Annotated in this window: 18 protein-coding genes and 1 pseudogene; 13 read left to right on the top strand and 6 right to left on the bottom strand. The window is 71.8% G+C overall.

Annotated elements, in window-relative coordinates; translation table 11 throughout:
- Positions 1-55 precede the first annotated feature (55 nt).
- Positions 56-1,441: pseudogene (locus VLK66_RS23415) on the bottom strand (methyltransferase domain-containing protein); the annotation flags it as partial.
- Between the two features lie 503 nt (positions 1,442-1,944).
- On the opposite strand from VLK66_RS23415, the gene VLK66_RS23410 reads away from it, so the two are divergent.
- Both VLK66_RS23410 and VLK66_RS23405 read left to right on the top strand, forming a co-directional pair.
- Positions 1,945-3,102, top strand: a complete 1,158-nt coding sequence (locus VLK66_RS23410) for a DegT/DnrJ/EryC1/StrS aminotransferase family protein (protein ID WP_325311915.1) — start codon at positions 1,945-1,947, stop codon at positions 3,100-3,102.
- 21 nt (positions 3,103-3,123) lie between these two features.
- Complete coding sequence (locus tag VLK66_RS23405) at positions 3,124-5,067, top strand: nucleoside-diphosphate sugar epimerase/dehydratase (RefSeq protein ID WP_325311914.1); 1,944 nt, start codon at positions 3,124-3,126, stop codon at positions 5,065-5,067.
- A 205-nt stretch (positions 5,068-5,272) separates the two neighbouring features.
- On the opposite strand, the gene VLK66_RS23400 is transcribed toward VLK66_RS23405, so the two are convergent.
- From VLK66_RS23400 to VLK66_RS23380, 5 genes are all read right to left on the bottom strand, one after another.
- Positions 5,273-6,310, bottom strand: coding sequence for a GNAT family N-acetyltransferase (locus tag VLK66_RS23400; RefSeq protein WP_325311913.1), 1,038 nt, complete (start codon positions 6,308-6,310; stop codon positions 5,273-5,275).
- A gap of 180 nt (positions 6,311-6,490) precedes the next feature.
- Positions 6,491-7,579, bottom strand: a complete 1,089-nt coding sequence (locus VLK66_RS23395) for a polysaccharide deacetylase family protein (protein ID WP_325311912.1) — start codon at positions 7,577-7,579, stop codon at positions 6,491-6,493.
- A gap of 126 nt (positions 7,580-7,705) precedes the next feature.
- A complete protein-coding gene (locus VLK66_RS23390) occupies positions 7,706-8,806 on the bottom strand; it encodes a GNAT family N-acetyltransferase (RefSeq protein ID WP_325311911.1) in 1,101 nt (366 codons plus the stop codon).
- 102 nt (positions 8,807-8,908) lie between these two features.
- Complete coding sequence (locus VLK66_RS23385) at positions 8,909-11,365, bottom strand: GumC family protein (protein ID WP_325311910.1); 2,457 nt, start codon at positions 11,363-11,365, stop codon at positions 8,909-8,911.
- Between the two features lie 50 nt (positions 11,366-11,415).
- Positions 11,416-12,048 (bottom strand): polysaccharide biosynthesis/export family protein, encoded by a 633-nt coding sequence (locus VLK66_RS23380; RefSeq protein WP_325311909.1) that lies wholly within the window; start codon positions 12,046-12,048, stop codon positions 11,416-11,418.
- Positions 12,049-12,250: 202 nt separating this feature from the next.
- On the opposite strand from VLK66_RS23380, the gene VLK66_RS23375 reads away from it, so the two are divergent.
- From VLK66_RS23375 to VLK66_RS23325, 11 genes are all read left to right on the top strand, one after another.
- Complete coding sequence (locus VLK66_RS23375) at positions 12,251-13,636, top strand: UDP-glucose/GDP-mannose dehydrogenase family protein (protein WP_325311908.1); 1,386 nt, start codon at positions 12,251-12,253, stop codon at positions 13,634-13,636.
- 14 nt (positions 13,637-13,650) lie between these two features.
- Positions 13,651-14,613 carry a UDP-glucuronic acid decarboxylase family protein gene (locus VLK66_RS23370; protein WP_325311907.1) on the top strand — a complete coding sequence of 321 codons (963 nt, stop codon included), beginning with the start codon at positions 13,651-13,653 and terminating at the stop codon, positions 14,611-14,613.
- A gap of 2 nt (positions 14,614-14,615) precedes the next feature.
- The gene (locus VLK66_RS23365) at positions 14,616-15,602 is read left to right on the top strand and encodes an SDR family NAD(P)-dependent oxidoreductase (protein ID WP_325311906.1); all 987 of its coding nucleotides are present in this window, start codon (positions 14,616-14,618) and stop codon (positions 15,600-15,602) included.
- On the top strand, positions 15,599-16,381 hold the full coding sequence (locus tag VLK66_RS23360; RefSeq protein WP_325311905.1) for a tyrosine-protein phosphatase: 783 nt from the start codon (positions 15,599-15,601) through the stop codon (positions 16,379-16,381). Before VLK66_RS23365 ends, VLK66_RS23360 begins: the two co-directional genes overlap by 4 nt.
- Positions 16,382-16,426: 45 nt before the next feature.
- Positions 16,427-16,780 carry a cupin domain-containing protein gene (locus VLK66_RS23355; protein ID WP_325311904.1) on the top strand — a complete coding sequence of 118 codons (354 nt, stop codon included), beginning with the start codon at positions 16,427-16,429 and terminating at the stop codon, positions 16,778-16,780.
- Positions 16,781-17,035: 255 nt separating this feature from the next.
- The gene (locus tag VLK66_RS23350; RefSeq protein WP_325311903.1) at positions 17,036-17,758 is read left to right on the top strand and encodes a tetratricopeptide repeat protein; all 723 of its coding nucleotides are present in this window, start codon (positions 17,036-17,038) and stop codon (positions 17,756-17,758) included.
- 270 nt (positions 17,759-18,028) lie between these two features.
- Positions 18,029-18,835, top strand: a complete 807-nt coding sequence (locus VLK66_RS23345; protein WP_325311902.1) for an outer membrane protein assembly factor BamD — start codon at positions 18,029-18,031, stop codon at positions 18,833-18,835.
- Positions 18,836-18,844: 9 nt separating this feature from the next.
- On the top strand, positions 18,845-19,450 hold the full coding sequence (gene nadD / locus VLK66_RS23340; RefSeq protein ID WP_325311901.1) for a nicotinate-nucleotide adenylyltransferase: 606 nt from the start codon (positions 18,845-18,847) through the stop codon (positions 19,448-19,450).
- Between the two features lie 28 nt (positions 19,451-19,478).
- Complete coding sequence (gene secA / locus VLK66_RS23335) at positions 19,479-22,751, top strand: preprotein translocase subunit SecA (protein ID WP_325311900.1); 3,273 nt, start codon at positions 19,479-19,481, stop codon at positions 22,749-22,751.
- A 160-nt stretch (positions 22,752-22,911) separates the two neighbouring features.
- Positions 22,912-23,670, top strand: coding sequence for a RadC family protein (radC, locus tag VLK66_RS23330; RefSeq protein WP_325311899.1), 759 nt, complete (start codon positions 22,912-22,914; stop codon positions 23,668-23,670).
- A gap of 262 nt (positions 23,671-23,932) precedes the next feature.
- The coding region (locus VLK66_RS23325; RefSeq protein WP_325311898.1) for a RelA/SpoT family protein at positions 23,933-25,120 on the top strand (1,188 nt) is incomplete at its 3' end.

The following is a 25,120-nucleotide window of genomic DNA, read 5'->3' as shown; positions in this document are numbered from 1 at the left end:
CGGCCACCCGGCGCACGGCGTAGTGCAGGTTGAACATGTCCAGCGCGAACAGGTTTACCATGGTGAAGAACATCCGCCCGCCCGGCTTCAGCACGCGCAGCATCTCGGCGTAGGCGCGGCGGATGTCCTTGCGGTCGAAGTACCGCAGCACCTCGGTGGCGATCAGGAAGTCGAAGCTGTTGTCGGGGAAGGGAAGCGCCAGCACCGACCCGTCCACGATCTGCACCCCGGGGTTGGTGCGCTGGGCCGCGGCGCGCATGTTGGGCGCCGGCTCCAGCCCGGTGACGGTCAGGCCGCGCTCGCGCATGGCCTTCAGGTGCTCGCCCGTGCCGCAGCCGATGTCGAGCACGGCGGCGCCCTGGGGGAGCGTGTCGAGCACCGAGTCCAGCTCGCGGTCCAGCTGGCGGCGGCCGTAGGTGAACGACGAGGTGAACGGGTCGGCGGCCGCCTGCCTGTAGTGGTTCTCGAAGCGGCCCACGTTGTCGTTGTGGAACTCCAGCGCCGCGCGCCGGAACTCGATCATCCGCTCGTCGGCCACCCCGGCACTGCCCGTGTTCTGATGCAACTCGCCCATCGTTCGGATCTCCAATCGGTTGGCGGACCGGAGGGATTGCGCGTGGGCAAGGATCTCCTCCAGGATCCGGAACTGCGTGTCGGTGTCGTGCGCGAAGTTCGACGGATGAAAGTACAGGTGGAACACCTCGCCGCGCCGCGCGGCCCGCTCCAGCCCCGCGCTGGCCATGCGCACCAGGCTGCGGGGCGGCACCAGCCGCCGGACGCCGCCGCGGCCGAACAGCAGCATGCTGTCCGGAACGTCGGTCATCCCCAGCTCGTCCACCCTGGGGCGCACCGTGCGCGGCGTGGCCCCCACCGCGAACGACCCCAGGTTCAGCACGCGCCGCACCGGCCGCACGGGAAGGCCCGAGTACCAGCGGCGCCCCGCGCCGCGGTACACCCGCACCCCGGCCCGGGCCAGCACGTCGCGGTACCCCACGATGCTGCGCGGGAACACCCACGAGTCGAACGCCAGCCCGTGCTGCTCGTGCACGCGGCGGGCCGCGGCCACGTCGGCCTCGGCCGCCTCGCGCGGGGCGGCGCCCTCGTCGAAGAACAGGTGCGCGTAGCTGTGGCTGCCGATCTCCTGCCTCGGCACGGCGGCCGCGATCTCCTCGATCACGTCGGGCGTGTACCACAGGTCCAGCTCCGCCTCGGCCACCCCGGGGTCGCGCTCCAGCAGGCGGCCCACCACGGCCCAGGTGGCGCGCACGTCGTAGCGGGAGAACAGCGCCAGCAGGCGCGTCACGATCTCTCTCTCCCTGCGGATCTCCTCGCGCCGGCCGGGCGCCAGCTCGCCGTAGTGGCGCACCCCCCAGGCGAACTCCGTGTCGATCGAGATGGTGAAGGTGCCGGCCCCGCGCAAGTCGCTCTCCCCCGGGTTCATGGCCGCCCGGCGCCCGGGCGTTCGCGCGGGGAAACCTAACCGGGGCGCCCGCCCTGTCAACACGCCCCACCCGCATGCGCCGCAACGCTTAGCACGCGATCACCCGAAGGGGCGGACGCGTGGAGAAGCCGTCGCGGACCCGTCGGGATGAAGATGCGTCTCCCCATCCCGCCCGTCCGGCGCGGGACTGTGCCGCAGCGCAACACGGCTGTCGCGGAGGCGGGCGGGGGCGATGCCTTTGCGAAGACGGTGCCGCCGCCGGCGCACCGCGGCCGCGGGCCCTTCCGCGCGGCGGTCCGCGCACGCGAAGAGCGGACGGGAGAGGGCGTTCCCGTGCGTAATGTCGTCGCCGGTGACGTGCGCCGCCGGGGCATCGTCATCCCCGTACGCGGCGCCGGCGGGGTGGCACGAAGCCCGCAACACGGGGCGCGACTTGTCCTTCGCGGCGTTCGGGCTAGATTCCACGCCGAGCCGACGCCGTTCATTTCCCGGGCCCCTGCCAGATGCGAAGCACGTTCCTCCCCTTCTCGCCGCCCAACATCGGCGAGGAAGAAATCGCCGAAGTCGTCGAGACCCTGCGTTCCGACTGGATCACCACCGGCCCCAAGACCCGCCGCTTCGAGCAGGCGTTCGCGGAATACCTGGGCGCCCCCGGCGCGCTGGCGCTGAACTCCTGCACCGCCGGGCTGCACACCGCGCTCGTGGCGCTGGGCATCGGGCCGGGCGACGAGGTGGTCACCACGCCGGTGACCTTCGCCGCCAGCGTGAACGTGATCGAGCACACCGGCGCCACCCCCGTGCTGGCCGACGTGGAGCCCGACACGCTGAACGTGTCGCCCGAGAGGGTCCGCGCCGCCGTCACCCCGCGCACGAAGGCGCTGCTCCCGGTGCACTTCGCGGGGCACCCGGCCGACCTGGACCCGCTGAACGAGATCGCCGCCGCGCACGGGCTGGCGGTGGTGGAAGACGCGGCGCACGCGCTGCCGGCCAGCTATCGGGGCCGACGCATCGGTTCGGGGAGCAACCCGGTGGCGTTCAGCTTCTACGCCACCAAGAACCTGACCACGGGCGAGGGGGGGATGCTGACCGGCGACCCCGCCTTCCTCGACGACGCGCGCGTGGTCAGCCTCCACGGGATGAGCCGCGACGCGTGGAAGCGGTACGAGAAGGGGGGAAGCTGGTTCTACGAGGTGGTGCTTCCCGGCTTCAAGTACAACATGACCGACATCCAGGCGTCGCTGGGGCTGTGGCAGCTGCGGAAGCTGGCGGCCTTCCAGCAGCGCCGGCGCGAGGTGGTGGCGGCGTACCACGAGGGCTTCTGCAGCCACCCGGCGCTCGAGCCGCCGTCATGCCGCGCCGACGTGGAGCACGCCTGGCACCTGTACGTGCTGCGGCTGCGGCTGGACCAGCTGTCGATCGGCCGCGACCGCTTCATCGAGGAGCTGGCGAAGCGCAACATCGGCGTGAGCGTGCACTTCATTCCCGTGCACATGCACCCCTACTACGCCCGCAAGTACGGCTGGCGGCCGGAAGACTTCCCGGTGGCGCACCGCGAGTACCAGCGCATCCTCTCGCTCCCGCTGCACGCGGGCATGAGCGATGCCGATGTCTCCGACGTGGTGGCCGCCGTGCGCGACGTGGCCGACACCTTCGCCGCCTGAGGCCCGGGAGGACGCGTGGTGATGGAGATGAACCGAGGGGTGGTGGGGCGGCGCGTGGCGTCGGTCATCGGTCACCTGCTGCTGATTCCCCTGGGCTACCTGGCGGCCTTCGCGCTGCGCTTCGACCTCCCCCTCCCCCGCGGGGTGTGGCCGATGTACTGGGCCACGCTGCTGTACCTCCTTCCCATCCGGATGGGGCTGTTCCTGGGCTTCGGGCTGCACCGCGGGTGGTGGCGCCACGCCGGGATCTCGGACCTGGTGGCGCTGCTGAAGGCGGTCACGCTGAGCTCGGGGATCTTCCTGGCCGGCCTGTACGTGCTGGGGCAGCTCGCCGGCTTCCCGCGCAGCATCCTGCTGCTGGACTGGGGCGTGGCGATGATGGTGTTCGGCGGCGGGCGCCTGGTGGTGCGCACGCTGCGCGAGGGCGCGCTGATCGGCTGGGGCGCGGCCAGCGGCACCCCCGCGGTCATCATCGGCGCGGGCGAGGGGGGCGAGCGGCTCATCCGGCAGTGCCGCCGCACCGACGACGGCGGGCTGCGCCCCGTGGCGCTGGTGGACGACGACCCGGGGAAGATCGGGATGAGCCTGCACGGCGTGCCCGTGGTGGGCCCCACCGACGACCTGCAGAAGGTGGTGAAGCGCTCCGGCGCGCGCCTGGTGGTCATCGCCATCCCCTCGGCCACGCGCGCCGAGATGCAGCGGCTGGTGCAGCAGTGCATCGCCACCAACGTGGAGTTCAAGATCATCCCCTCATGGCGCGAGCTGATGGACGGGCGCGCCAAGCTGGGGCAGATCCGCAACGTGAAGATCGAGGACCTGCTGGGGCGCCAGCCGGTGGAGCTGGACCCCGCACCGGTGCGCAGCGACCTGCAGGACAAGGTGGTGCTCATCACCGGCGGCGCGGGGTCCATCGGCTCCGAGCTGGCGCGGCAGGTGGCCGGGTTCGCGCCGCGACGGGTGGTGCTGGTGGACCAGGCCGAGAGCCCGCTGTACTTCGTGCACCTGGAGATCTCGCAGGCGCACCGCGAGATCCAGCTGTACCCGGTGGTGGCCGACATCAACGACGAGGCCCGGCTGGAGCGGGTCTTCTCCGAGCACCGGCCGGACTACGTGTTCCACGCCGCCGCCTACAAGCACGTTCCGCTGATGGAGCAGAACGTGGTCGAGGCGGTGCGCAACAACGTGCTGGGCACGCTGAACGTGGCCGAGTGCGCCTCGCGCCACGGCGCCCGCAAGTTCGTGCTCATCTCCACCGACAAGGCGGTGAACCCGTCGAGCGTGATGGGGGCGACGAAGCGGGTGGCCGAGCGGGTGGTGCTGGGGTGGCCGGGGCTGGCGCGCTCGCGCACGGCCTTCCGGGCGGTGCGCTTCGGCAACGTGCTGGGCTCCGACGGCAGCGTGGTGCCGCTCTTCGAGCGCCAGCTGGCCGCGGGGGGGCCGCTCACCGTGACGCACCCCGAGGTCACGCGCTACTTCATGACCATTCCCGAGGCGGTGCAGCTGGTGCTGCAGGCCGCGGCCATGGAGGAGACGGCCGGCCACATCGCCATGCTCGACATGGGCGAGCCGGTGCGCATCACCGACTTGGCCGAGAACCTGATCCGCCTGTCGGGGCTGGAGCCGTACCGCGACATCCAGATCGCCTTCTGCGGCCTGCGCCCCGGCGAGAAGCTGCACGAGGAGCTGACCTCGGCGGTCGAGGCCACGGTGCCCACGCCGGTCGACAAGATCCGGGTCATCCGCACCGACGAGACCGACGCGGGGCTGCTGCGGATGGGCGTCGACCGGCTGATGGCGGCGCTGGCGCTCTCCAGTGCCGACGAGCTGCGCGGCGCCATCTGCGGCCTGGTTCCCGAGAGCGTCCCCCCTCTGCGCTCCACCCGCACCCCCGCGGAGGCCGACGGCGTGGAGGAAGGCGCCCCGGGCGACGAGCGGGCCCGCCGCCAGCAGGGGCGCTCGCGCTGACGGTCGATCAGAAGCAGTTGTCGGGTAGATGAACAAGCGGAGCAGCAGAGTGGAATCCTCTGCTGCTCCGCGTTTTTTCATCTCTCCGAACACCAAAAGACATGGATCACACGGAGGAAACGGAGGGAACGGAGAAATCCACCTCCGTTCCCTCCGTTTCCTCCGTGTGATCCTGCTGTTTCTGGAGACTGGGGATGACTGGGGATCAGACGAACGCCGCGTCGCCGTCGCAGAAGTGCCAGCGGACGTGCGGGAGCGCCGCCTCCGCCTTGCCGCCGGGGCGCACGCGGGCCATGTACGGCCGGCGCCGGCGCACCAGCAGCGGCCGGGCCGCCCGCACGCGCCCCAGCACCGCGGCGAAGGACTCCGGCACCACCAGGTGGTCCGCGCCGTGGCGCTCGCCCTGCTCCAGCACCGCCGCGACGCCCGCCGCGGCGTCGTCCACCGCGTGCTCCAGCACCCGCAGCTGCGTGATCCCCCGCGAGCGGGTGACGCAGAGGAGGAGCCATCCGTCGCCCCCGCCCGCCCGCGCCGACAGCCGCAGCGGGATGTAGCGGAACACGTCGCGGACGGCGGAGAAGTGATAGCGGGGCTCGCCGCTGCTCTCCGCCCCCGCTTCCACGATCCACGGATTCTTCACGATCCACCGCAGCACCGGCATCCCCCGTTCGAACTCCACCGGCGCGGCGGGCGGCGGCGCGGCGTCGGCCGGCAGCTCGGGGACGGGCTCCCACGCGCGTTCGGCGCCGCGCATCTCGTGGCGCAGCGAACGGTAGACGCGTGCCCGCACCGGCGGCCCGGTCACCCGCTCCAGCCCCGCCGCCACGGGAGATAGGAACGGCGCGAAACGCACGGCCTGGGCGGCGGCGCGGTTCCACGGCGCGGCCCGCCGCAGGTCCAGAACGGCATGGGGCAGGTCGCCCGCCGGCCGCAGCCCGGCCGCGATCTGCGGCCCGCGGAGACGGGGGAGGTAGAGCGTGGTGAACAGGTCCAGGGGGATGGCGGCCGCGTACTTCACCAGCGTGCTGCCGATCCCGCGCCCCGTCCGCTGCGGGTCCACGAAGATGGTGCTGATCCAGCTGACCCGCGCCCGCGTCTCGCCGTTGCGGATGGCCGCGGGGAGGAGCCCCAGGTAGCCGATCATCCGCGCGCCCTCCCACGCCGCCAGCATCGCAACGTCGTCCGGCCGCGCGTGCGGGTTCAGCGCCTGCGAGCGCGCCCGCCGCGCGGAAATGGGCACCATGCCGCAGCACCGTGCGCGCGCGGCGAAGGATTCAAGATCGCGGAGCGCGATCCTCTCGATTTCCATGCGTGGCGTTTCGTGGCGCGAGGAGATTGGATAAGGGAGGAAGGTGGGAGGGGGAGGGCCGGTCGGGCAAGCCCCGGCTCCGACCGGGGCGGCTCCCCGCCCGAGAATCCCCGGCTACAGCGTCGTGGAGATGCGCCGCCCCGGGCGGAGAGCGCCGGCCACCTTCCCGATCATCCGTGCCGCGTACTCGGCGTTCAGGTTGGCGGGGAGCGACGAGCCGCGGCTTTCCGGCGGCGGCGGGGGATCGGCCCAGACGCGGTCCACCACGTAGGGCGGCGAGCGCCGCAGCCCCATCCCGAAGAACAGCCCGACGTACGGATGCCGCGCCCGCACCGCCTCGACGTCGGCGATGCGGACGCCCGTGCCGGTGAAGGGAAAGGCGAACGGGACCTCCGCGTCGCCCGTGATCTCCCGCACCCGGGCGCAGGACCCCGCCACTTCGTCCTCCATCTCCGCCTGGCTCATCGCCCGCACCAGCCGGTGCGAGCGCGTGTGCCCGCCGATGGTGAACCCGTCGGCCGCCAGCGCGCGCACCTCGGCCGTGGTCATGTACGGGCGCTCCTTCGCCAGGTACCCGGCCTCGTCCACCCCCAGCACCGCGCAGGCGCCGTCCAGCTCCGGCGTGCGCCCCAGGAAGCGCAGCCCCGCCAGCCAGGCCGCCCACCCCTCCGCCGTGTCCGACCCGCGGCCCAGCCGCTCCGCTTCCCGGTTCATCAGCGCGGCCGCATCGGGCCCCAGCTCCCGGAAGCGCTCCAGCGCCAGCGGCGCCAGCGAAACGCCCAGGATCTGCCGGTTGTCCAGGGCGTCGGTGGCCACGAAGAAGGTGCACGGCAGCCCGTGCTTCAGCAGGAGCGGCCGCGCCACCGCGTAGCACTCCGCCAGCCCGTCGTCGAAGGTCAGCAGCACGTCCCGGGGCCCCGGTCCCCTCCCCGCCGCGCGCGCCGCGCTGAACTCCGCGTACGAGAGCACCCGGAAGTGGCGCTTCAGGTACACCAGGTCGCGCTCGAACTGCTCCGGCGTCTTGGACGGGTTCCGCACGTGCGCCCGCGCCCGGTCCGAGACCAGGTGGTAGCACAGGCCGAACCCGTTGCGCACGATCAGCCGCCGGTAGGCCACATTCGGCACCACCCGCGCCGCCGCCATGGCCGCGCCGGCCAGCCGCGCCTTCACGAGCGCGCTCCCGCGGCGGGAGCGGTCCGGCACGACATGTCAGGTCTTGTGGATGGGGCGATGGAGGGGATGAACGGAATCACGGGGAAGGCGGGGTACGGCGTGGAAGGGGTCCGGCGCAACGGGGAAGGATTTCGTTCGCGGCGGGTGGAGGACGGCCTACAGGAACGGGGCGTCGCTGTCGCAGAAGTGCCACCGGACGCAGGGGAGCACCCGCGCCAGCTCACCCTGGGGATCGCGCAGGTGCGCCATGTACGGGCGGCGCTTGGCCAGGAGCATCGCGCGCGCCAGGGGCACGCGGCGCAGCGGCTCCGCCATCTCCACCGGCAGCACCAGCACCTCCGCCTCCAGCCGCTCGCCCCACTCCAGCACCGCGGCCGCGGCCACCGCGGGGTCCGCCACCGCGTGGTCCAGCACCTTCAGCGTGGTGATCGCGTCCGTGCGCGTGAGGGAGAGCAGGAGCCACTCCACACCCCCGGCGGCGGCGCCGCGGCGGACCAGGGGGACGTAGCGGAAGATCTCGCGGACGTTGGAGAAGTAGTATCCGGGCGCGGGCTCCTCGGCCAGCGTGCCGGGCTCCACGATCCACGGGTGGCCGACCATCCAGTTCAGCACCTCGCGTCCCCGCTCGAACTCGGCCTCGGCCGAGGGAGGCACCGCCGCCCCGGCCGGGAGCTGGTCCACCCGCTCCCACTCCGCCGCCGGCGCGCGCAGGCCCCGGCGCAGGAGCCGGCACGCCAGCCGGCGCATGGGCCCGGCGGTGGCCCGCTTCAGCGCGCGTGAGGCGCGCACCGCCCCCAGGCCGATGCGCGAGGCCACCAGGTTCCAGGGCGCCGCGCGCCGCAGGTCCAGCACCGCGTAGGCGAGCTCGCCCACCACGCGGAAGCCGGCCGCCTCCTGCACCCGGCCGGCCGTGGGTGTGTACAGCGTGGTGAAGATGTCGACCGGGAGCGCCGTGGCGGCCTGCAGGATCCGCCGCCCCACCCCGCGCCCGTTCAGCTCCGGCGCCACGAAGAAGCCCGACATCCACGCCACCCGGGTGCGCCGCCCGTCGTGCCGCAGCACGGCGGGAATGAGCCCCAGGTAGCCCACCAGGCGGCCCTCGTCCCACGCCGTGACCATCGCCACGTCGCCGGGACGCGCCAGCGGGTTCAGCATCTGCGACCGCGCCCGGTGCACCGTCATGGGCACCACCGCGAAGTTGCGGGCGCGGCGCGCGAGCTCCTCGAGCCCGGACACGGGAACGGTCTCGATCTTCATCGCGCGGCCGCCGGGGCGGCAGCGGCGCGGGGGGGCAACGAAATGGAGAGCGGCGGCTTGCCGCTCTCCATCTCGTCCCTCCGCATTCCGGCGGGGCGCCGGCTACTCGCGCGGCGAGTAGCCGTAGACGCCGTACCCGTAGTAGCCGTAGCCATAGCCGCCGTAGTAGCGCCCGGCGCTCACGCGGAAGTCGTTCAGCACGATTCCGCCCAGAGGCGCGCGCAGGTGGTGCAGCTGCGCGGCCGCGTGGTGCAGCGCGCCCTTGTCGGTGCTCCCCGCGCGGGCGATCAGCACGGTCGAGTCGGCCAGCGTTCCCAGCACCGCCGCGTCGGTCACCAGGTTCAGCGGCGGCGCGTCGAAGATCACCATCTCGTACCGCTCGCGCAGCGTCAGCAGCAGGTTGCGCATCCGCTCCGACCCCAGCATCTCCGACGGGTTGGGAGGGAACACGCCGGCCGGCAGCACGTGCAGCACGTGCTCGGTCCCGTTGATGGGAACCTCGCGGATGGCCTCGTCGAGCGTGGCCCGCTCCAGCAGCACGTGTGTGAGCCCGGGCTCCTGCTTCAGCCCGAAGATGGTGTGCAGCAGGCCGCGGCGCAGGTCGCCGTCCACCACCAGCGTGCGGGTGCCCTGCTGCGCCAGCGTGACCGCCAGGTTCGACGCGCTGGTCGACTTGCCGTCGCCCGGAAGCGCGCTCGACACCACCACCACCTGCGGCGGCTTGTCGGTGCTGGAGAAGGTCAGGCTGGTGCGCAGCGCGCGGTACGCCTCGGCGGCCGGGCTGCGCGGGTCGCGCTGGGTGATGAGCCGGGTGTCCAGGAAGTCGCCCGGGCTGGCGGGAACGATGGCGCCCTTGCCGTGCCCGTTCTTGCCGTTGCCGTTGCCATTCCCGTTGCCGTTCCCCGCGGCGGCGTACGCCCCCTTGCCGTTGCGCTCGGTCTGCAGGACGATGCGCGGGATGGTGCCCAGCACCGGCGCCTCGGTGACCGTGGCGGCGTCTTCGGGAGTGCGGATCTTGGTGTCGAGCGCCTGCCGGCCCAGCACCAGCGCGATCCCCAGCATCAGCCCGAACACCGAGGCCAGCGTAAGGTTGCGCACCGGGTTGGGCGAGATGGGGGCCTGCGGGCGGAGCGCCGCGTCGATCACCTGCACGTTGCCGGGCTCCACCGCCTGCTGGATCTCGGCCTCCTTCAGGCGCGTCTGCAGCAGGCTGGACAGCTGCTCCAGCAGCGTCTGCTGGCGCTGCAGGCGGGCGTACTCCACCTCGCGCGCGGGAATGGTCTGCAGCTGCCCGCCGAAGCGCGCCAGGTTGGCCTGGATGGAGTTGATCTGGCTGTTCAGGCTCTGCAGGTAGTTGGTGGCCGTGGTGTACAGCTGCAGCTCGAGCGCGTGGATGCGCTGGGTGATGGCCTCCACGTCGGGGTCGGTCTCGGTGCGGCGGACCATGGCCGTGGAGCGGTCGTTCTCCAGCTGCGTGATGGTGCGCAGCATGTCCTGGAACGCCGGGTTCGACAGGAACACCGGGAAGCTGGCCAGCTGCCGGTAGGGCGAGTGGTCGGTGGGCGAGCGGCCGGCGCTCTGCACCCGCGCCAGCAGCTGCGACAGCGCGTCGCGCTCACCCACCAGCTGGTCGCGCTGCGCCTGCAGGTCGGCCAGGCGCTTCACCTGCGAGCTGGCCTCCTCGCCCGGGTTCACCACCTGCGCCTGCTCGCGGAAGCTCTGCAGCCGCACCTCGGCGTCGCGCAGCTCGCCGCTCTTCTGCTGCACCTGGGTGCGCAGGAACTCCACGGTGCTGCGCGCCTCGGTCTTGGCCCCGGCGTTCTTGTAGCGGATGAAGGTGGAGGTCAGCGCGTTGGGCACCTCGGCCACCAGCTCCTGGTCGCCGCTGGTGTAGCGGATGGCCAGCACGTCGGCGTCGGGGTTCACCCGCTGCACCGTCAGCTGCCGGCGCACGCCGTCGACCGCCGCGCGGAAGCTGCGCACCCGCACCACCACCTGCTCGGGCGGGTTGCGCAGCAGCGACGGGCTGAACGCCAGCCTCAGGTCGCCCAGCAGGAAGGGCGCGCCGTCCAGCCGCACCGCCGTGGGGAGCCCCGCCACCGGGGCCTCGGACGTCACCGCGTAGGTGCGGTTGGGGCGCAGCGACAGCCGGTACTGGTTGGGGCGCGCGTCGCGCGGCGCGCGCAGCACCCGCAGCACGTTGCCGCGGGCCACGTGCGGCTTCACCAGCTCCACGTGCAGCGCCAGCGAGTCGGCCACGGCCTCGGCCATGGTGCGGCTCTGCAGCACCACGGTCTCGGTCTCGATCACGCCCTTCCGCATCCCCATGGCCTGCTGGTACTCCTGCAGGGGGTTGCGCGAGGCGTCCTTGTCGTCGATGCGCAGCGTGGTGCCCGACTCGTACACCGGGTGCTGCATCCACGTGAACACGCCGGCCAGCGCCAGCACGATGGCGGTAACCGACAGGATGACCCAGCGGTTGCCGAACAGCATGTGGGTCAGGTCCCGAAGGTCCAGCTCCTTCCCGGCGTCCGAGCCGGGCCGGTTCACGTTGGGCATCTGCGAATACGGGTAGCGAGGAAGTTGGGCGCGCGGTCGCGAAAAGGCCCTCAGCGGGCCAGCGTGATCACGATGCTGGTGATCGAGAGCAGCGCGCTCACCACGAAAGTGCTGTTGCGGTCGAACCAGCCGCGGCGGTCCACGTAGATCTGGTCGCCCGAGCGTACGTCCATCGAGCTCACGGTCTGGGTGGTGGCCGCGTGCTCGGTCAGCACCTGCCCCCCCCGGACGATCCGGATGCGGCGCAGGTCACCCGTGGGCGTGGCGCCGCCGGCCAGGGCCACCACCCCGGCCAGGCTCACCGTGGGGTCCACCGGGTACAGCCCGGGGCGCGCCACCTCGCCCAGCACGTTCACCCGCCGCAGGGGGGTGATGTTGATGGACGGGTTGCGCAGGTGCGCGCGGTACGCCTCGATCAGCTCGTCGCGCAGCCGCGGGATGGGGATGCCGGTGACCCGCTTGGGCCCGATCAGCGGGAGCGTGACCACTCCGCCCTCGTCCACCGGAAAGTCGCCGCTCATGTCGGCCTCGCGCCAGATCTGGATGCGCACCAGGTCGCCCGGGTTCAGCATGAGCGTGGAGCTGTCGATGGCCGCCGGCAGCGGCTGCTGCTGCTGGGCGGACAGAGGCATGGCGGACAGCACGGCGGCGCCCGCCACGAGGATCGCGAAAAATCGGCGCATGTGTCCCGAACGGCTGACGGAGACTGCCGCGGACCCCGGGGGCCGGCGGCGTGGAGACCGGTAATATAAGCGACCGTCGCGGGGTTACAAGTACGCGCCTGTTCTCGGCTTGCGTCCGAAGGAACGTCCGGCTATTCTGCGCCCGCTCCGGCCGGGCGGGTGCCTGGAACCGGGAACGCGTCCAGACCGAGACCGAAGCTACATGAAAATCGCGGTGGTGGGAACGGGGTACGTGGGGCTGGTGGCGGGCGCCTGCCTGGCCGAGACGGGAAACCAGGTCGCGTGCGCCGACATCGACCGGGCCAAGATCGACCGCCTGAACGCCGGCGAGATCCCCATCTACGAGCCCGGCCTGGAGCCGCTGGTGGAGCGCAACCTGCGCGAGGGGCGCCTGTCGTTCACCACCGACGTGTCTGCCGCCGTGGCCGCGGCCGAGGTGGTGTTCATCGCCGTGGGCACGCCGCCGGGCGAGGACGGCTCGGCCGACCTGAAGCACGTTCTCGCCGTCGCCGAGACCATCGGGCGCAGCATGCCGGACGACGGCCCCGAGAAGATCGTCATCACCAAGAGCACGGTGCCGGTGGGCACGGCCAACAAGGTGCGCGACGCCATCCGCCGCCACACCGCGCGCCGCTTCCACGTCTGCTCCAACCCCGAGTTCCTGAAGGAGGGCGCCGCGGTCCAGGACTTCATGAAGCCCGACCGCGTGGTGGTGGGGGTGGACTCGGAGCACGCCCGCGACCGGCTGGCCGAGCTGTACGCCCCCTTCGTGCGCACCGGCAACCCGGTGCTGTTCATGGACATCGCCTCGGCCGAGATCACCAAGTACGCGGCCAACGCCATGCTGGCCACGCGCATCTCGTTCATGAACACCATCGCCGCGCTGTGCGAGGCGGTGGGCGCCGACGTGGGCGAGGTGCGGCGGGGGATCGGCAGCGACGAGCGCATCGGCCCGGCCTTCCTCTTCGCCGGCATCGGCTACGGCGGGAGCTGCTTTCCCAAGGACGTGAAGGCGCTGGTGCACACCCTCTGCGAGTGCGGGGTCGACCCGGCCATCCTGGAGGGGGTGGAGAAGGTGAACGCGCAGCAGAAGGGCGTGCTGGTCGAGCGGGTGACGGAGCGCTTCGGCGCCGACCTCTCGGGGCGCACCTTCGCGGTGTGGGGGCTGGCCTTCAAGCCCGAGACCGACGACATGCGCGAGGCGCCCTCGCTCACCATCGTGCGCCGGCTCTGCGAGGCGGGGGCCACGGTGCGCGCGCACGACCCCGAGGCAGGGCACGAGGCCGAGCGGCACTTCGCCGACCTGCTGGCCGGCGGCGCGCTGGAGCTGTGCCCGCGCAACTACGACTGCCTTCCCGGCGCCGACGCGCTGCTGGTGCTGACCGAGTGGGCGCCGTACCGCGTTCCCGACTTCGACCGCATCCGCGCCGGGCTGGCCCAGCCGGTGGTGTTCGACGGGCGCAACCTCTGGGATCCCGCGCGCATGCGCGAGATGGGGTTCGAGTACGTGTCCGTGGGCCGCGCGCCGGCGTACCCGCCGCCCTCGGTGGTGCCCGCCCGGCCGGCCGTGGCCGGCGCCGCGAGCTGAGGGGCGGCGCGCGCATGAAGGTCCTCATCACCGGAGCCGCGGGGTTCCTGGGCTCGCACCTGTGCGACCGCTTCCTGGCCGAGGGGCACCAGGTGGTCGGGATGGACAACTTCATCACCGGCCACCCCGACAACATCGCGCACCTGTTCGGGCGCGGCGACTTCTCCTTCGTCCGGCACGACGTCACCAACTTCATCTACGTCGAGGGCCCGCTGGACGGGGTGCTGCACTTCGCCTCGCCCGCCTCGCCCGTCGACTACCTGGAGCAGCCGATTCCCACGCTGAAGGTAGGGTCGCTGGGGACGCACAAGGCGCTGGGGCTGGCCAAGGCCAAGGGCGCGCGCTTCCTGCTCGCCTCGACCAGCGAGGTGTACGGCGACCCGCTGGTGCACCCGCAGCCCGAGAGCTACTGGGGCCACGTGAACCCCGTGGGCCCGCGCGGGGTGTACGACGAGGCCAAGCGCTTCGCCGAGGCGATGACGATGGCCTACCACCGCTTCCACGGGGTGGAGACGCGCATCGTGCGCATCTTCAACACCTACGGCCCGCGGATGCGTCCCGGCGACGGGCGCGTGGTGAGCAACTTCATCGTGCAGGCGCTGCGCGGCGAGCCGCTCTCCGTCTACGGAGACGGGTCGCAGACGCGCTCGTTCTGCTACGTGGACGACCTGGTGGAGGGGATCTTCCGCCTCTTCCACTCCGACCGCGTGGACCCCACCAACATCGGCAACCCCATCGAATTCACCGTGCAGCAGCTGGCCGACCAGGTGCTGGAGATGATCCCGGGGACCGGCTCGGTCGTGCAGCGCCATCCCCTTCCCGAGGACGACCCCAAGGTGCGGCGCCCCGACATCACCCTCGCGCGCGAGGTGCTGGGGTGGGAGCCCAGGGTGCCGCTGCGCGAGGGGCTGGAGCGCACCATCCCCCACTTTCGCACGCTGGTGGAGCGGCACGACCTGTCCGCCCGCACGCTCTAGCCATGACCATCGTGGTGACCGGCGGCGCCGGCTTCATCGGCGGCCACGTCTGCCGGCGGCTGCTGGACCGCGGCGAGCGCGTGGCCGCGGTCGACAGCTTCGACTCGTTCTACGACCCGGCCATCAAGCGCGCCGCGGTGGCCGAGCTGGCCGCGAGCGACCGCTTCCGCCTGGTGGAGGCCGACATCCGCGACCCGGATGCCGTCGCCGCGGGACTCGCCGCGGCGGGCGCCGGGCCGGGCGAGGTGGCGGCGATCGTGCACCTGGCCGCGCGCGCCGGGGTGCGCCCCTCGCTGGAGCAGCCCGAGGTCTACGCCGACGTGAACCTCACCGGCACGGCGGCCATGCTGGAGCTGGCGCGGCGGCTGGGGGTGCGCGACTTCGTCTTCGGCTCCAGCTCCAGCGTGTACGGGAACAGCGCGCCGGTACCCTTCCGCGAGGACGACGCGGCGGCCGACCCCATCTCTCCCTACGCGGCCACCAAGCGCGGGGGCGAGCTGCTGTGCCGCACCTGGAACCACCTGTACGGCCTCTCCATCGTCTGCCTGCGCTTCTTCACCGTGTACGGGCCCCGGCAGCGGCCGGACCTGGCGATCCACAAGTTCGCGCGGCTGATGGCCGAGGGGCGCCCCATCCCCCTCTTCGGCGACGGGTCCACGCGGCGCGACTACACCTACGTGGACGACATCGTGCAGGGGGTGGAGGCGGCGGTGGACTTCGCCGCGGCGCACCCCGGCTGCTTCGAGGTCTTCAACCTGGGCGAGAGCGACACCGTCACCCTCTCGCGCCTGGTGGAGCTGCTGGGCGAGGCGATGGGGGTGGAGCCGAAGATCGACCGCCAGCCGCCGCAGCCGGGCGACGTGGAGCGCACCTGCGCCGACATCTCCCGCGCGCGGGAGATGCTGGGGTACGACCCGCGGACGCGGATCGAGGACGGGATCCCGCGCTTCGTGGAGTGGTTCCGGGGCTCACGGGGAGAGACGCCGTGATCGACTTCCACAACCATCTCCTTCCCGGGGTGGACGACGGCGCGGCCGACCTGGACGAGACGCGCGCGGCCATGGCCGAGTTCCGGGCGCAGGGGGCCACGGGGATCATCGTCACCCCGCACTTCCAGGCCTCGGTGGCCGGCCGGCCGGAGGAGATGGCGGGCGCGATGGGGGCGCTGGACGCCGCGTGGGAGGCGGTGCGCGCCATGGCGGCGGCCGAGTTCCCCGATCTCCGCCTGCAGCGCGGGGTGGAGGTGCTGCTCGACACGCCCACCCCCGACCTTTCCGACCCCCGCATCCGGCTGGGAGGCAGCGCGCTGGTGCTGGTGGAGTTCCCCTTCTTCAGCGTTCCGCCCCACGCCGAGAACGTGCTGTTCGAGCTGAAGCTGCGCGGGTGGACGCCGGTGATCGCGCACCCCGAGCGCTACTCCAACCTGGCGGCGGACCTGGCCGCGGCGGGCGAGTGGAAGCGGATGGGGGCGTTCCTGCAGGTGAACGCCGGCTCGGTCCTGGGAAAGTACGGACCCGAGGCGGCCGAGCGGGCGTGGGGGCTGTTGAGGGGCGGGCTGGCGGATTATGTTTGCAGCGACTACCACGCCCGCGGAACGCTGCACACCACCGCCTTCCTGGCCGCGCTGGAGCGCGCCGGGGGAGAGCTGCAGGGGCGCCTGCTGACCCGCGAGAACCCCGAGCGCCTCTGGCGCGGCGAGCCGCCGGTCGCGGTGCCGCCGCTTCCCGGCAAGCCCTCGGTCTGGCAGAAGCTCTTCCGCCGCGGGTAGCCGCTTCCGCGCTCCTTTCGAACTCGACGTCTCCTGCCCCCGTCCATGACCGTTCCCGTCACCGAGCCCAAGATCGTCCCCAAGCCGTGGGGGCGCGAGATCTGGTACGCGCACGAGGAGCGCTACGCGGGAAAGATCATCGAGGTCACGCGCGGACACGCGCTGTCGCTGCAGAAGCACGAGCGGAAGATGGAGACCATGTACCTGCTCTCCGGCCGCCTGCTGTACCACTTCAACGGCACCGACTTCGAGATGGCGGCGGGGCAGTGCATCACCGTGCGCCCCGGCGACGTGCACCGCGTGGAGGCGCTGGAAGACGCGGTGATCCTCGAGGTGAGCACCCCCGAGCTGGACGACGTGGTGCGCCTGGAAGACCGCTACGGCCGCGCCGGCACCTGACCGCGGCGACGGCAGTCGTCGTGGCCGGCATCCGATTGTCCCGGCCAATATCGCATCGATACTCCTGCGTTCGCGCCTCCTCATCGAGCCGGTGGCGCGTTCGTGCTTTGAAGGACGCGGGGGATTGGACCGGATGTGAGATGAAGGACGCCGGACACGGGAGACGGAACGTCGCGGCGGCTTGATGGGGGTGGGCGGGATGGATATCTTCCCCCGCCTTTTTCCTTTCCAGGTTCACCGACCCGAGAGGTCTGCATGGCGCTGGACCCTGCCGTCGAGCAGACGATCGCGCGGGCCAAGGAGAGCTTCGCGCGCGGCGCGTACGTGGCCGCGCTCGAGGACCTGCAGGGCGTGGCCGAGCGGCACCCGGCGTTCGCCGACGTGCAGAACCTGATCGGGCTGTGCCTGTCGCTGCTGGGGCGCGGCGAAGAGGCGCTGCCGGCCTTCGAGCGCGCCACCGAGCTGAACCCCGGCTACGTGGAGGCGCACCTGAACCGCGCCATCACGCTGAACGACCTGGGGCGCACCGACGAGGCGCGCGAAAGCTTCCAGCGCGCCGCCGAGGCCGACGAGGAGAAGTCGGGCGGGCGCTTCAGCAGCGCGGCGGCGGCCAAGCTGGCCAACATGCACGCCGAGCTGGGCGATACCTACGCCGCCGCCGGCGCGGGCGACGAGGCGCTGGAGGAGTACCGCAAGGCCGCGGCGCTGCGCCCGCAGTTCCTGGACATCCGCAACAAGCTGGCACGCACGCTGATCGAGCTGGGCCGCGCCGACGAAGGCGTGGCCGAGCTGGAGTCGATCCTGGACCGCCGCGCGTCGTTCGTGGCCGCCCGCGCCAACCTGGGGCTGGCGCACTACCGCGCCGGCCGCCTGGACGACGCCGAGCGCGAGTGGCGCCGGTGCGAGCAGCAGCAGCCGGACAACGCGCAGGTCTCCGGCTACCTGGGGATGCTGGCGAGGCAGCGCGAGGCGAGCTGATCGGACGAAGTGCGGAAGTACGGAAGTACGAAAGGGCAGTCCTCCGAACTTCCGCTTTTGCCCGCTCGTCGCTGGATGGTTGGACGAAGATGGAACGAGGCTGCCGGAACCGCACGGCATGCTGACAAGTACGAATGCGCCGCGCCGGGCGCGCCGCCGAAACGGCAGCCCCTGCGCGGCGCGCGCCTTGCGGACCCCCGCCCCAGTGCCGGAATGCACCGGGGCCACACGGAATGAACAAGCCCCCGCCCGGCGGGGTACTCGGCTTCCATGACCAGAACCCGACTCGGGCGCAGGCTCGCCCCCGCGCTCATGGCAGCGCTTTTCCTGCCCGCCTGCGCCGTCTTCAAGAAGGAGCTTCCGCTCACCCCGGAGATGGCGTACGTGCGCGGCATGGCCGCGTACCAGGCCCACCGCTATCCGCGCGCCGCGGAGCTCATCAAGCGGTGGGTGGACGCCAACTCGGCGGGCGACGCGCGCATGCCGCAGGCCCTGCTGGCGCTCGGGATCTCGCACATCCACACCGGCGAGTACCTGACCAGCGCCTCGGAGCTGCTGCGCCTCATCACCGACTACCCGCAGCAGGCCGAGCAGCAGGAGGCCCGCTACCGGCTGTGCGAGGCGTACCACAACCTGTCGCCGCGCGCGCAGCTGGACCAGCAGTACACCGAGACCGCCATCACCTACTGCGAGAGCTTCGCGCAGTACTACGGCGCGACGGCGCAGGCCGACACGGTGCGCACGTGGGTGAAGGAGATGCGCGACAAGATGGCGTACAAGTCGTACCTGAACGGGATGTTCTACTACCGCCGGGGTGCGTACGACGCCGCCGCCATCTACTTCCACGACACCGCCAACGGCTTTCCCGACACCCCCTGGGCGCCGGCGTCGCTGGCCCGGCTGGTGGAGACGTACGGCAGGATCAACTACCGCGAGGAGGCCGACGAGGCCCGCCAGCGGCTGCTGCGCGACTTCCCGCAGAGCGCCGAGGCGCGCGCGCTGTCGGCCGCGCCCGCGCCGGCGCCCGCCGACTCGGCGGCGCGCACCGCGGCCTCGCCCGCCGCGCCCACGCCGTAGCGCGCGGAAGTGGCCACGGGGGCAGAGGGCGGCGCGGCAAGGCTGGGCGTGTTCGGCGGCACCTTCGACCCGCCGCACCTGGGGCACCTGGTGGCCGCCTCGGACGCCGCGCTGGCGCTGAAGCTGGACCGCGTGCTGTGGATCCCCGCCGCGGTGCACCCGTTCAAGCTGGGTGCCGTGGCGGCACCGCCCGAGGCCCGGCTGGAGATGGTGCGCGCGGCGGTCGCGGGCGACGAGCGCTTCGAGGCGTGCGACCTGGAGCTGCGCCGTGCCGGTCCGAGCTACACGGTGGCCACGCTCCGGGAGCTGCACGCGCGGCACCCCGGAGCGGAGCTTTTCTTCCTGACCGGCGCCGACAACCTGCGCGAGCTCCCGCAGTGGCGCGAGCCCGACGAGGTGGTGCGGCTGGCGCGGCTGGTGGTGGTGTCGCGCGGCGGCGAGGGAGTGCCCGCGGGGCTCGCGTATCCCGCCATGGCGGTGCCGGTCACGCGGGTCGACGTGTCGAGCACCGAGGTGCGGCGCCGCATCGGCGCGGGGCAGACGGTGCGGTACCTGGTGCCCCAGGCGGTGCGAGAGGTGATCGCGCGGCTGGGGCTGTACCAGACCAATCTCTAGAAACGAAGAGCGGAAGGGTTCTTTCCCGATGTTGAAGAGCGTGATCCGGGCGGTGTTCGGCACGCGCCACCAGCGCGAGCTGAAGCGCCTGCAGCCGATCGTGGACGAGATCAACCGCCACTTCGAGCGCCTGCAGGGCGTGAGCGAAGAAGAGCTGAAGGCGCAGACCGACAAGTTCCGCGCCTACATCCGCGAGGCCACGGCCGACCTGCAGGCCGAGGTCGACGAGCTGCGCGAGAAGAAGCGCAGCTCCGAGAGCGCCGCCGAGCGCGAGCAGCTGGCGGTGGACATGGGGCGCGTGGAGAAGGAGCTGAAGAGCGCCACCGAGGCCGCGCTCGACGAGATCCTTCCCGAGGCCTTCGCCACCGTGAAGGCGGCGTGCGCGCGGCTGGTGGGCACCGAGGTGGCCGTCACCGGCCAGGCCCTCACCTGGGACATGGTGCCCTACGACGTGCAGCTGATCGGCGGGATCGTGCTGCACCAGGGGAAGGTGGCCGAGATGGCGACGGGCGAGGGGAAGACCCTGGTCGCCACCCTGCCGCTGTACCTGAACGCGCTCACCGGCCGCGGCGCGCACCTGGTGACGGTGAACAGCTACCTGGCCCAGCGCGACAGCGAGTGGATGGGCCACGTGTACCGCTATCTGGGGCTGACGGTGGGGTGCATCGACCTGCACGAGCCCAACGGCCCGGAGCGGCGCGAGGCCTACCACGCCGACATCACCTACGGCACCAACAACGAGTACGGCTTCGACTACCTGCGCGACAACATGGTGCACGCGCTGGAGCAGCGCGTGCAGCGCGCCCACGCCTACGCCATCGTCGACGAGGTCGACAGCGTGCTGATCGACGAGGCGCGCACGCCGCTCATCATCAGCGGCCCCGTGGGCAACGAGACCAACGAGGCGTACGCGCGCTACAACCCGTCGGTGGCCGACCTCTTCCGCCGGCAGACGCGCATCGTGAACGAGCTGATCGCGCAGGCCGAGAAGGACATCGCCGCGGGCGACCCCTACTCGGCCGGCGAGCGGCTGTTCCTGGCTCGCCGCGGCACCCCGCGCAACAAGCGCCTGCTGAAGCTGCTTTCCGACGACCCCGGGCTGGTGAAGACCATCGGCAAGGTCGAGCGCGACTACATGCAGGAAAAGAAGGTGCACGAGCTGGAGGAGCAGCTCCTGTTCTCGATGGACGAGAAGGGGCACAACGTGCACCTGACCGACCAGGGGCTGGACGTGCTGGCGCCGGGCGAGCACGACGCGTTCATCGTGCCCGACATCAGCGAGGAGGTGCACCGCGTGGAGATCGACCCCGAGCTGGGGGTCGACGAGAAGCGCGACGCCATTGCCGCGCTGGAGCGCGAGTACGCGGAGAAGAGCGAGAAGATCCACGTCATCCACCAGCTGCTGAAGGCGTACACGCTCTTCAACAAGGACGAGCAGTACGTCATCCAGAACGGCGAGGTGATGATCGTGGACGAGTTCACCGGCCGCATGATGCAGGGCCGGCGCTGGTCCGACGGGCTGCACCAGGCGGTGGAGGCCAAGGAGGCGGTCTCGGTGAAGGCCGAGACGCAGACCATGGCCACCATCACCATCCAGAACTACTTCCGCATGTACGACAAGCTCGGCGGCATGACGGGCACCGCCGAGACCGAGGAGGGCGAGTTCCACCAGATCTACGGGCTGGACGTGATGGTGATCCCCACCAACCGCCCCGTCCAGCGCGACGACCGCCACGACCTGGTCTACAAGACCAAGCGCGAGAAGCTGAACGCCATCATCACCGAGGCGCAGCGGCTGCACGCCATGGAGCTCCCCGTCCTGGTCGGCACGGTGTCGGTCGACGTCTCCGAGACGCTGTCGCGGATGCTGAAGCGCGCCGGGGTGCCGCACGAGGTGCTGAACGCCAAGCAGCACCAGCGCGAGGCCGAGATCGTGGCGCGCGCCGGGCAGCCGGGGGCCGTGACCATCGCCACGAACATGGCCGGGCGCGGCACCGACATCAAGCTGGGGCCGGGCGTTACCGATCCGCGCACGGTGGCGTGGCTGAAGGAGCGCGGGGTGGACCTGAAGCTGGTGGGCACCCTGCCGGACCCGGAGCAGAGCGAGGACCTGTCGGCCAAGCCCGACGACTACCTGGTCGAGTCGGGCGGGCTGCACATCATCGGCAGCGAGCGGCATGAGAGCCGGCGCATCGACCGGCAGCTGCGCGGCCGAGCGGGCCGCCAGGGCGACCCGGGCGCCAGCGAGTTCTTCCTGTCGCTGGAAGACGACCTGATGCGCCTGTTCGGCTCCGACCGCATCGCCGGGATCATGGACCGGCTGGGCGCGCAGGAGGGCGAGGTCATCACCCACCCGTGGATCACCAACTCGATCTCGGGCGCGCAGCAGCGGGTGGAGATGCAGAACTTCGAGGCGCGCAAGCGGCTGCTGGACTACGACGACGTGATGAACCAGCAGCGCGAGGTGATCTACGACCTGCGCACCTTCGCGCTGGAAGGCGGCGGCGAGCTGCAGGGCGAGGTGTGGGAGATGATCGAGCGGTCGCTGCCGCCGATCGTCGACGAGTACACCGAGGGCGCGCACCCCGAGGAGTGGGACCTGGCGGGGCTGCGGCAGCGGCTGACGCTGGACTTCTTCCTCACCGCCGACCGCTTTCCCGGCCCCGACGGCGAGGGAGGCGACGACTTCGAGAGCCGCCAGGAGGTCGCCGACTACGTGCAGGAGCTGGCGCACGAGGCCTACCACCGCAAGCTCGACCAGTTCGGCGAGGCGGGCGACGCGGTGCTGCGCTTCATCGTGCTGTCCACGATCGACGAGAAGTGGAAGGACCACCTCTACGACCTGGACCACCTGAAGGCGTCGATCGGGTTCCGCGGGTGGGGGCAGAAGGACCCGCTGGTGGAGTACAAGGCCGAGGCGTACGACATGTTCGAGTCGCTGATGCGCGACCTGTACCTGTCGGTGGCGCGCTTCGCCTTCCGCGCGCAGATCGCGCCGCCCGAGCAGGCGCCGCCCCCGCCGCCGCTTTTCTACGGCGGCCCCGGGCAGCCCGGCGAGCCGGTGGAGGCCAGCTACGGCGGCGAGGAGACCCCCGCCCCCGAGGCGCCGCCGGCCCCGCGCCCGCGCTCGTCGCTGGGGATCAACCCGTACGCGGCGGTTCCCCCCTCCGCGCGGCAGCTGCGCACCAACCGCGAGGAAGCCGGCGCCGCGAAGCCCGCCGCGCAGGCGGCGGTGGGGCGCAACGACCCGTGCCCCTGCGGGAGCGGGAAGAAGTACAAGAACTGCCACGGGCGGGGCTGACGTTCGGCAGGGGACAGGGGAAAGCAGCGGGGCGGCGTGCCGGGAGGCGCGCCGCCCCGCTTCGCCATGCGGGAAGTGGGAGAAGGTTCTGGACAGGGGGAGAGCACTTTCGTATTTTGTTCGGTGTGCGCTCGGCGTTCACCTTTTGCGGGGGTTCATCATGCACTTCACGATCAAGCAGTGGCCCGCCGACGACCGTCCGCGCGAGCGGGTGCGCGCGCTGGGAGTGCGGGCGCTGTCCACCCGCGAGCTGCTGGCGCTGCTGGTGGAAACCGGGCAGCCGCCCCGCGATGGCCGGCCCGGGCGCACCGCGCTGGAGCTGGCCACCGACCTCCTGGCCGCCTTCCACGGCGAGGACGGCGGCGATTCGCTGCGGCGCCTGATGAGCACGCCGCTGTGCGTGCTGGCGGGCCGCGTCGCCGGGATCGGCGAGGCCAAGGCCGGGCGTATCCTGGCCGCGCTGGAGCTGGGGCGCCGCGCCGCCGAAGAGGCGCGCCCCGGGCGCGTGCGCGTGCAGGACGCCCGCGACGTGTACGAGCGCTTCCGCTTCCGCATGCGCGACATGGACCAGGAAGAGTTCCACATCCTGGTCCTGAACGTCCAGAACGAGATCCTCCGCGAGGTTTTCATCAGCCGCGGCACCCTCGACGCCTCGCTGGTGCACGCCCGCGAGGTGTTCCGCCACGCGCTGCACGACGGCGCCGCCTCCATCGTGCTGGTGCACAACCACCCCAGCGGTGAGCCGGCGCCCTCGCCCGACGACCGCCTGATCACCTGGGAGCTGGTGCAGGCCGGCGACCTGCTGGGCGTGCCCGTCTCGGACCACGTGATCATCGGCGAGGGGCGCTACTTCTCGTTCGGCGAGCGCGGCCAGCTGCGCCAGGGGGCGGAGGCACCCCGGGCGCTCGCGGCGGCGTAGCCGCGGTGCGCGGCGGCGAGCGGCGACGGAGCGTTCCGGTCGCCGTTGGAATGCGGCGCTGGGACGAGGAAGGCGGAGATCGTGCCCCGGACCGGGTCGGGAACTTGCGGGTGGCGCACGGGGGACGTGACCAGCGCTCCGCGTGTGTTTACATTGAAGGCATGAGCGTGCTTCCGCCGATCTCCGCACTCGTGTTCCGGCCCCGCCCGTCCCCCCGGGATGGGCGGGCGCTTGTGGCGCCCCGTTGCCGGGTGGGCCGCTGATGGCCACCTCCGCCCCCGCCGTGCTGGAAGGCGACGCGCTGGAGCACGCGCGCGCCATCCTCCCGCCGCACCTGTTCGCGAGCATCGAGAGCTACGCCGTCCGGCTGGACCTGGAGCTGGTGACGCGCGCGTACGAGTTCAGCAGCGTGGCGCACGCGGGGCAGAAGCGCCGCTCGGGCGAGGACTACGTCACCCACTGCGTGGAGGTGGCCGCCATCCTGGGCGACCTGCACCTGGACTCGGTGACCATCGCCAGCGCGCTGATCCACGACGTGGTCGAGGACACACCCGCCACCATCGACGACGTGCGCGAGGCGTTCGGTGACGAGGTGGCCACGGTGGTCGACGGGCTGACCAAGCTGGCCAAGGTGCAGTTCCGCACCAGCACCGAGCAGCAGGTTGAGAACTTCCGCAAGCTGCTGCTCTCGATGGCGCAGGACGCCCGGGTGATTTTGGTGAAGCTGGCCGACCGGCTGCACAACATGCGCACGCTGGACTACCTCTCCGAGGAGAAGCGGCGCCGCATCGCGCTGGAAACGCGCGAGATCTACGCGCCGCTGGCGCACCGGCTGGGCGTGGCCACCATCAAGTGGGAGCTCGAGGACCTGTGCTTCAAGTTCCTGGAGCCCGACGCCTACCGCGACCTGGCCAAGAAGATCAGCGAGAAGCGGCGCGAGCGCGAGGAGCTGGTGGAGCGCATGCGCGAGCCGCTGCAGTCCGAGCTGCTCGAGGCGGGGATCGACGCCGAGGTCACCGGACGCCCCAAGCACCTGTGGTCCATCTACCGCAAGATGGTGCGGCGGCAGAAGAGCTACGAGGAGATCTACGACCTGATGGCCATGCGGGTGATCGTGGAGACGGTCACCGACTGCTACCACGCGCTGGGGGTGATCCACAACCGCTGGACGCCGCTGACGGAGCGGTTCCACGACTACATCGCCACGCCGAAGAGCAACATGTACCGGTCGCTGCACACGACCATCTTCGGCCCCGGCGGGCGGCTGTACGAGATCCAGATCCGCACGCGCGAGATGCACCGCACCGCCGAGTACGGCATCGCGGCGCACTGGAAGTACAAGGAGGGGCGCGCCACCGACGACGTGGACGAGACGCTGACCTGGTTCCGCCAGGTGCTGGAGTGGCAGCAGGAGACGAAGGAGCCGGAGGAGTTCATGGAATTCCTCCGC

This window comes from Longimicrobium sp. (genome assembly GCF_035474595.1).
Classification (GTDB): Bacteria; Gemmatimonadota; Gemmatimonadetes; order Longimicrobiales; family Longimicrobiaceae; genus Longimicrobium.
The sequence above is the reverse complement of the archived record's forward strand: the minus strand, read 5'-3'. Positions and strand labels throughout refer to the sequence as shown.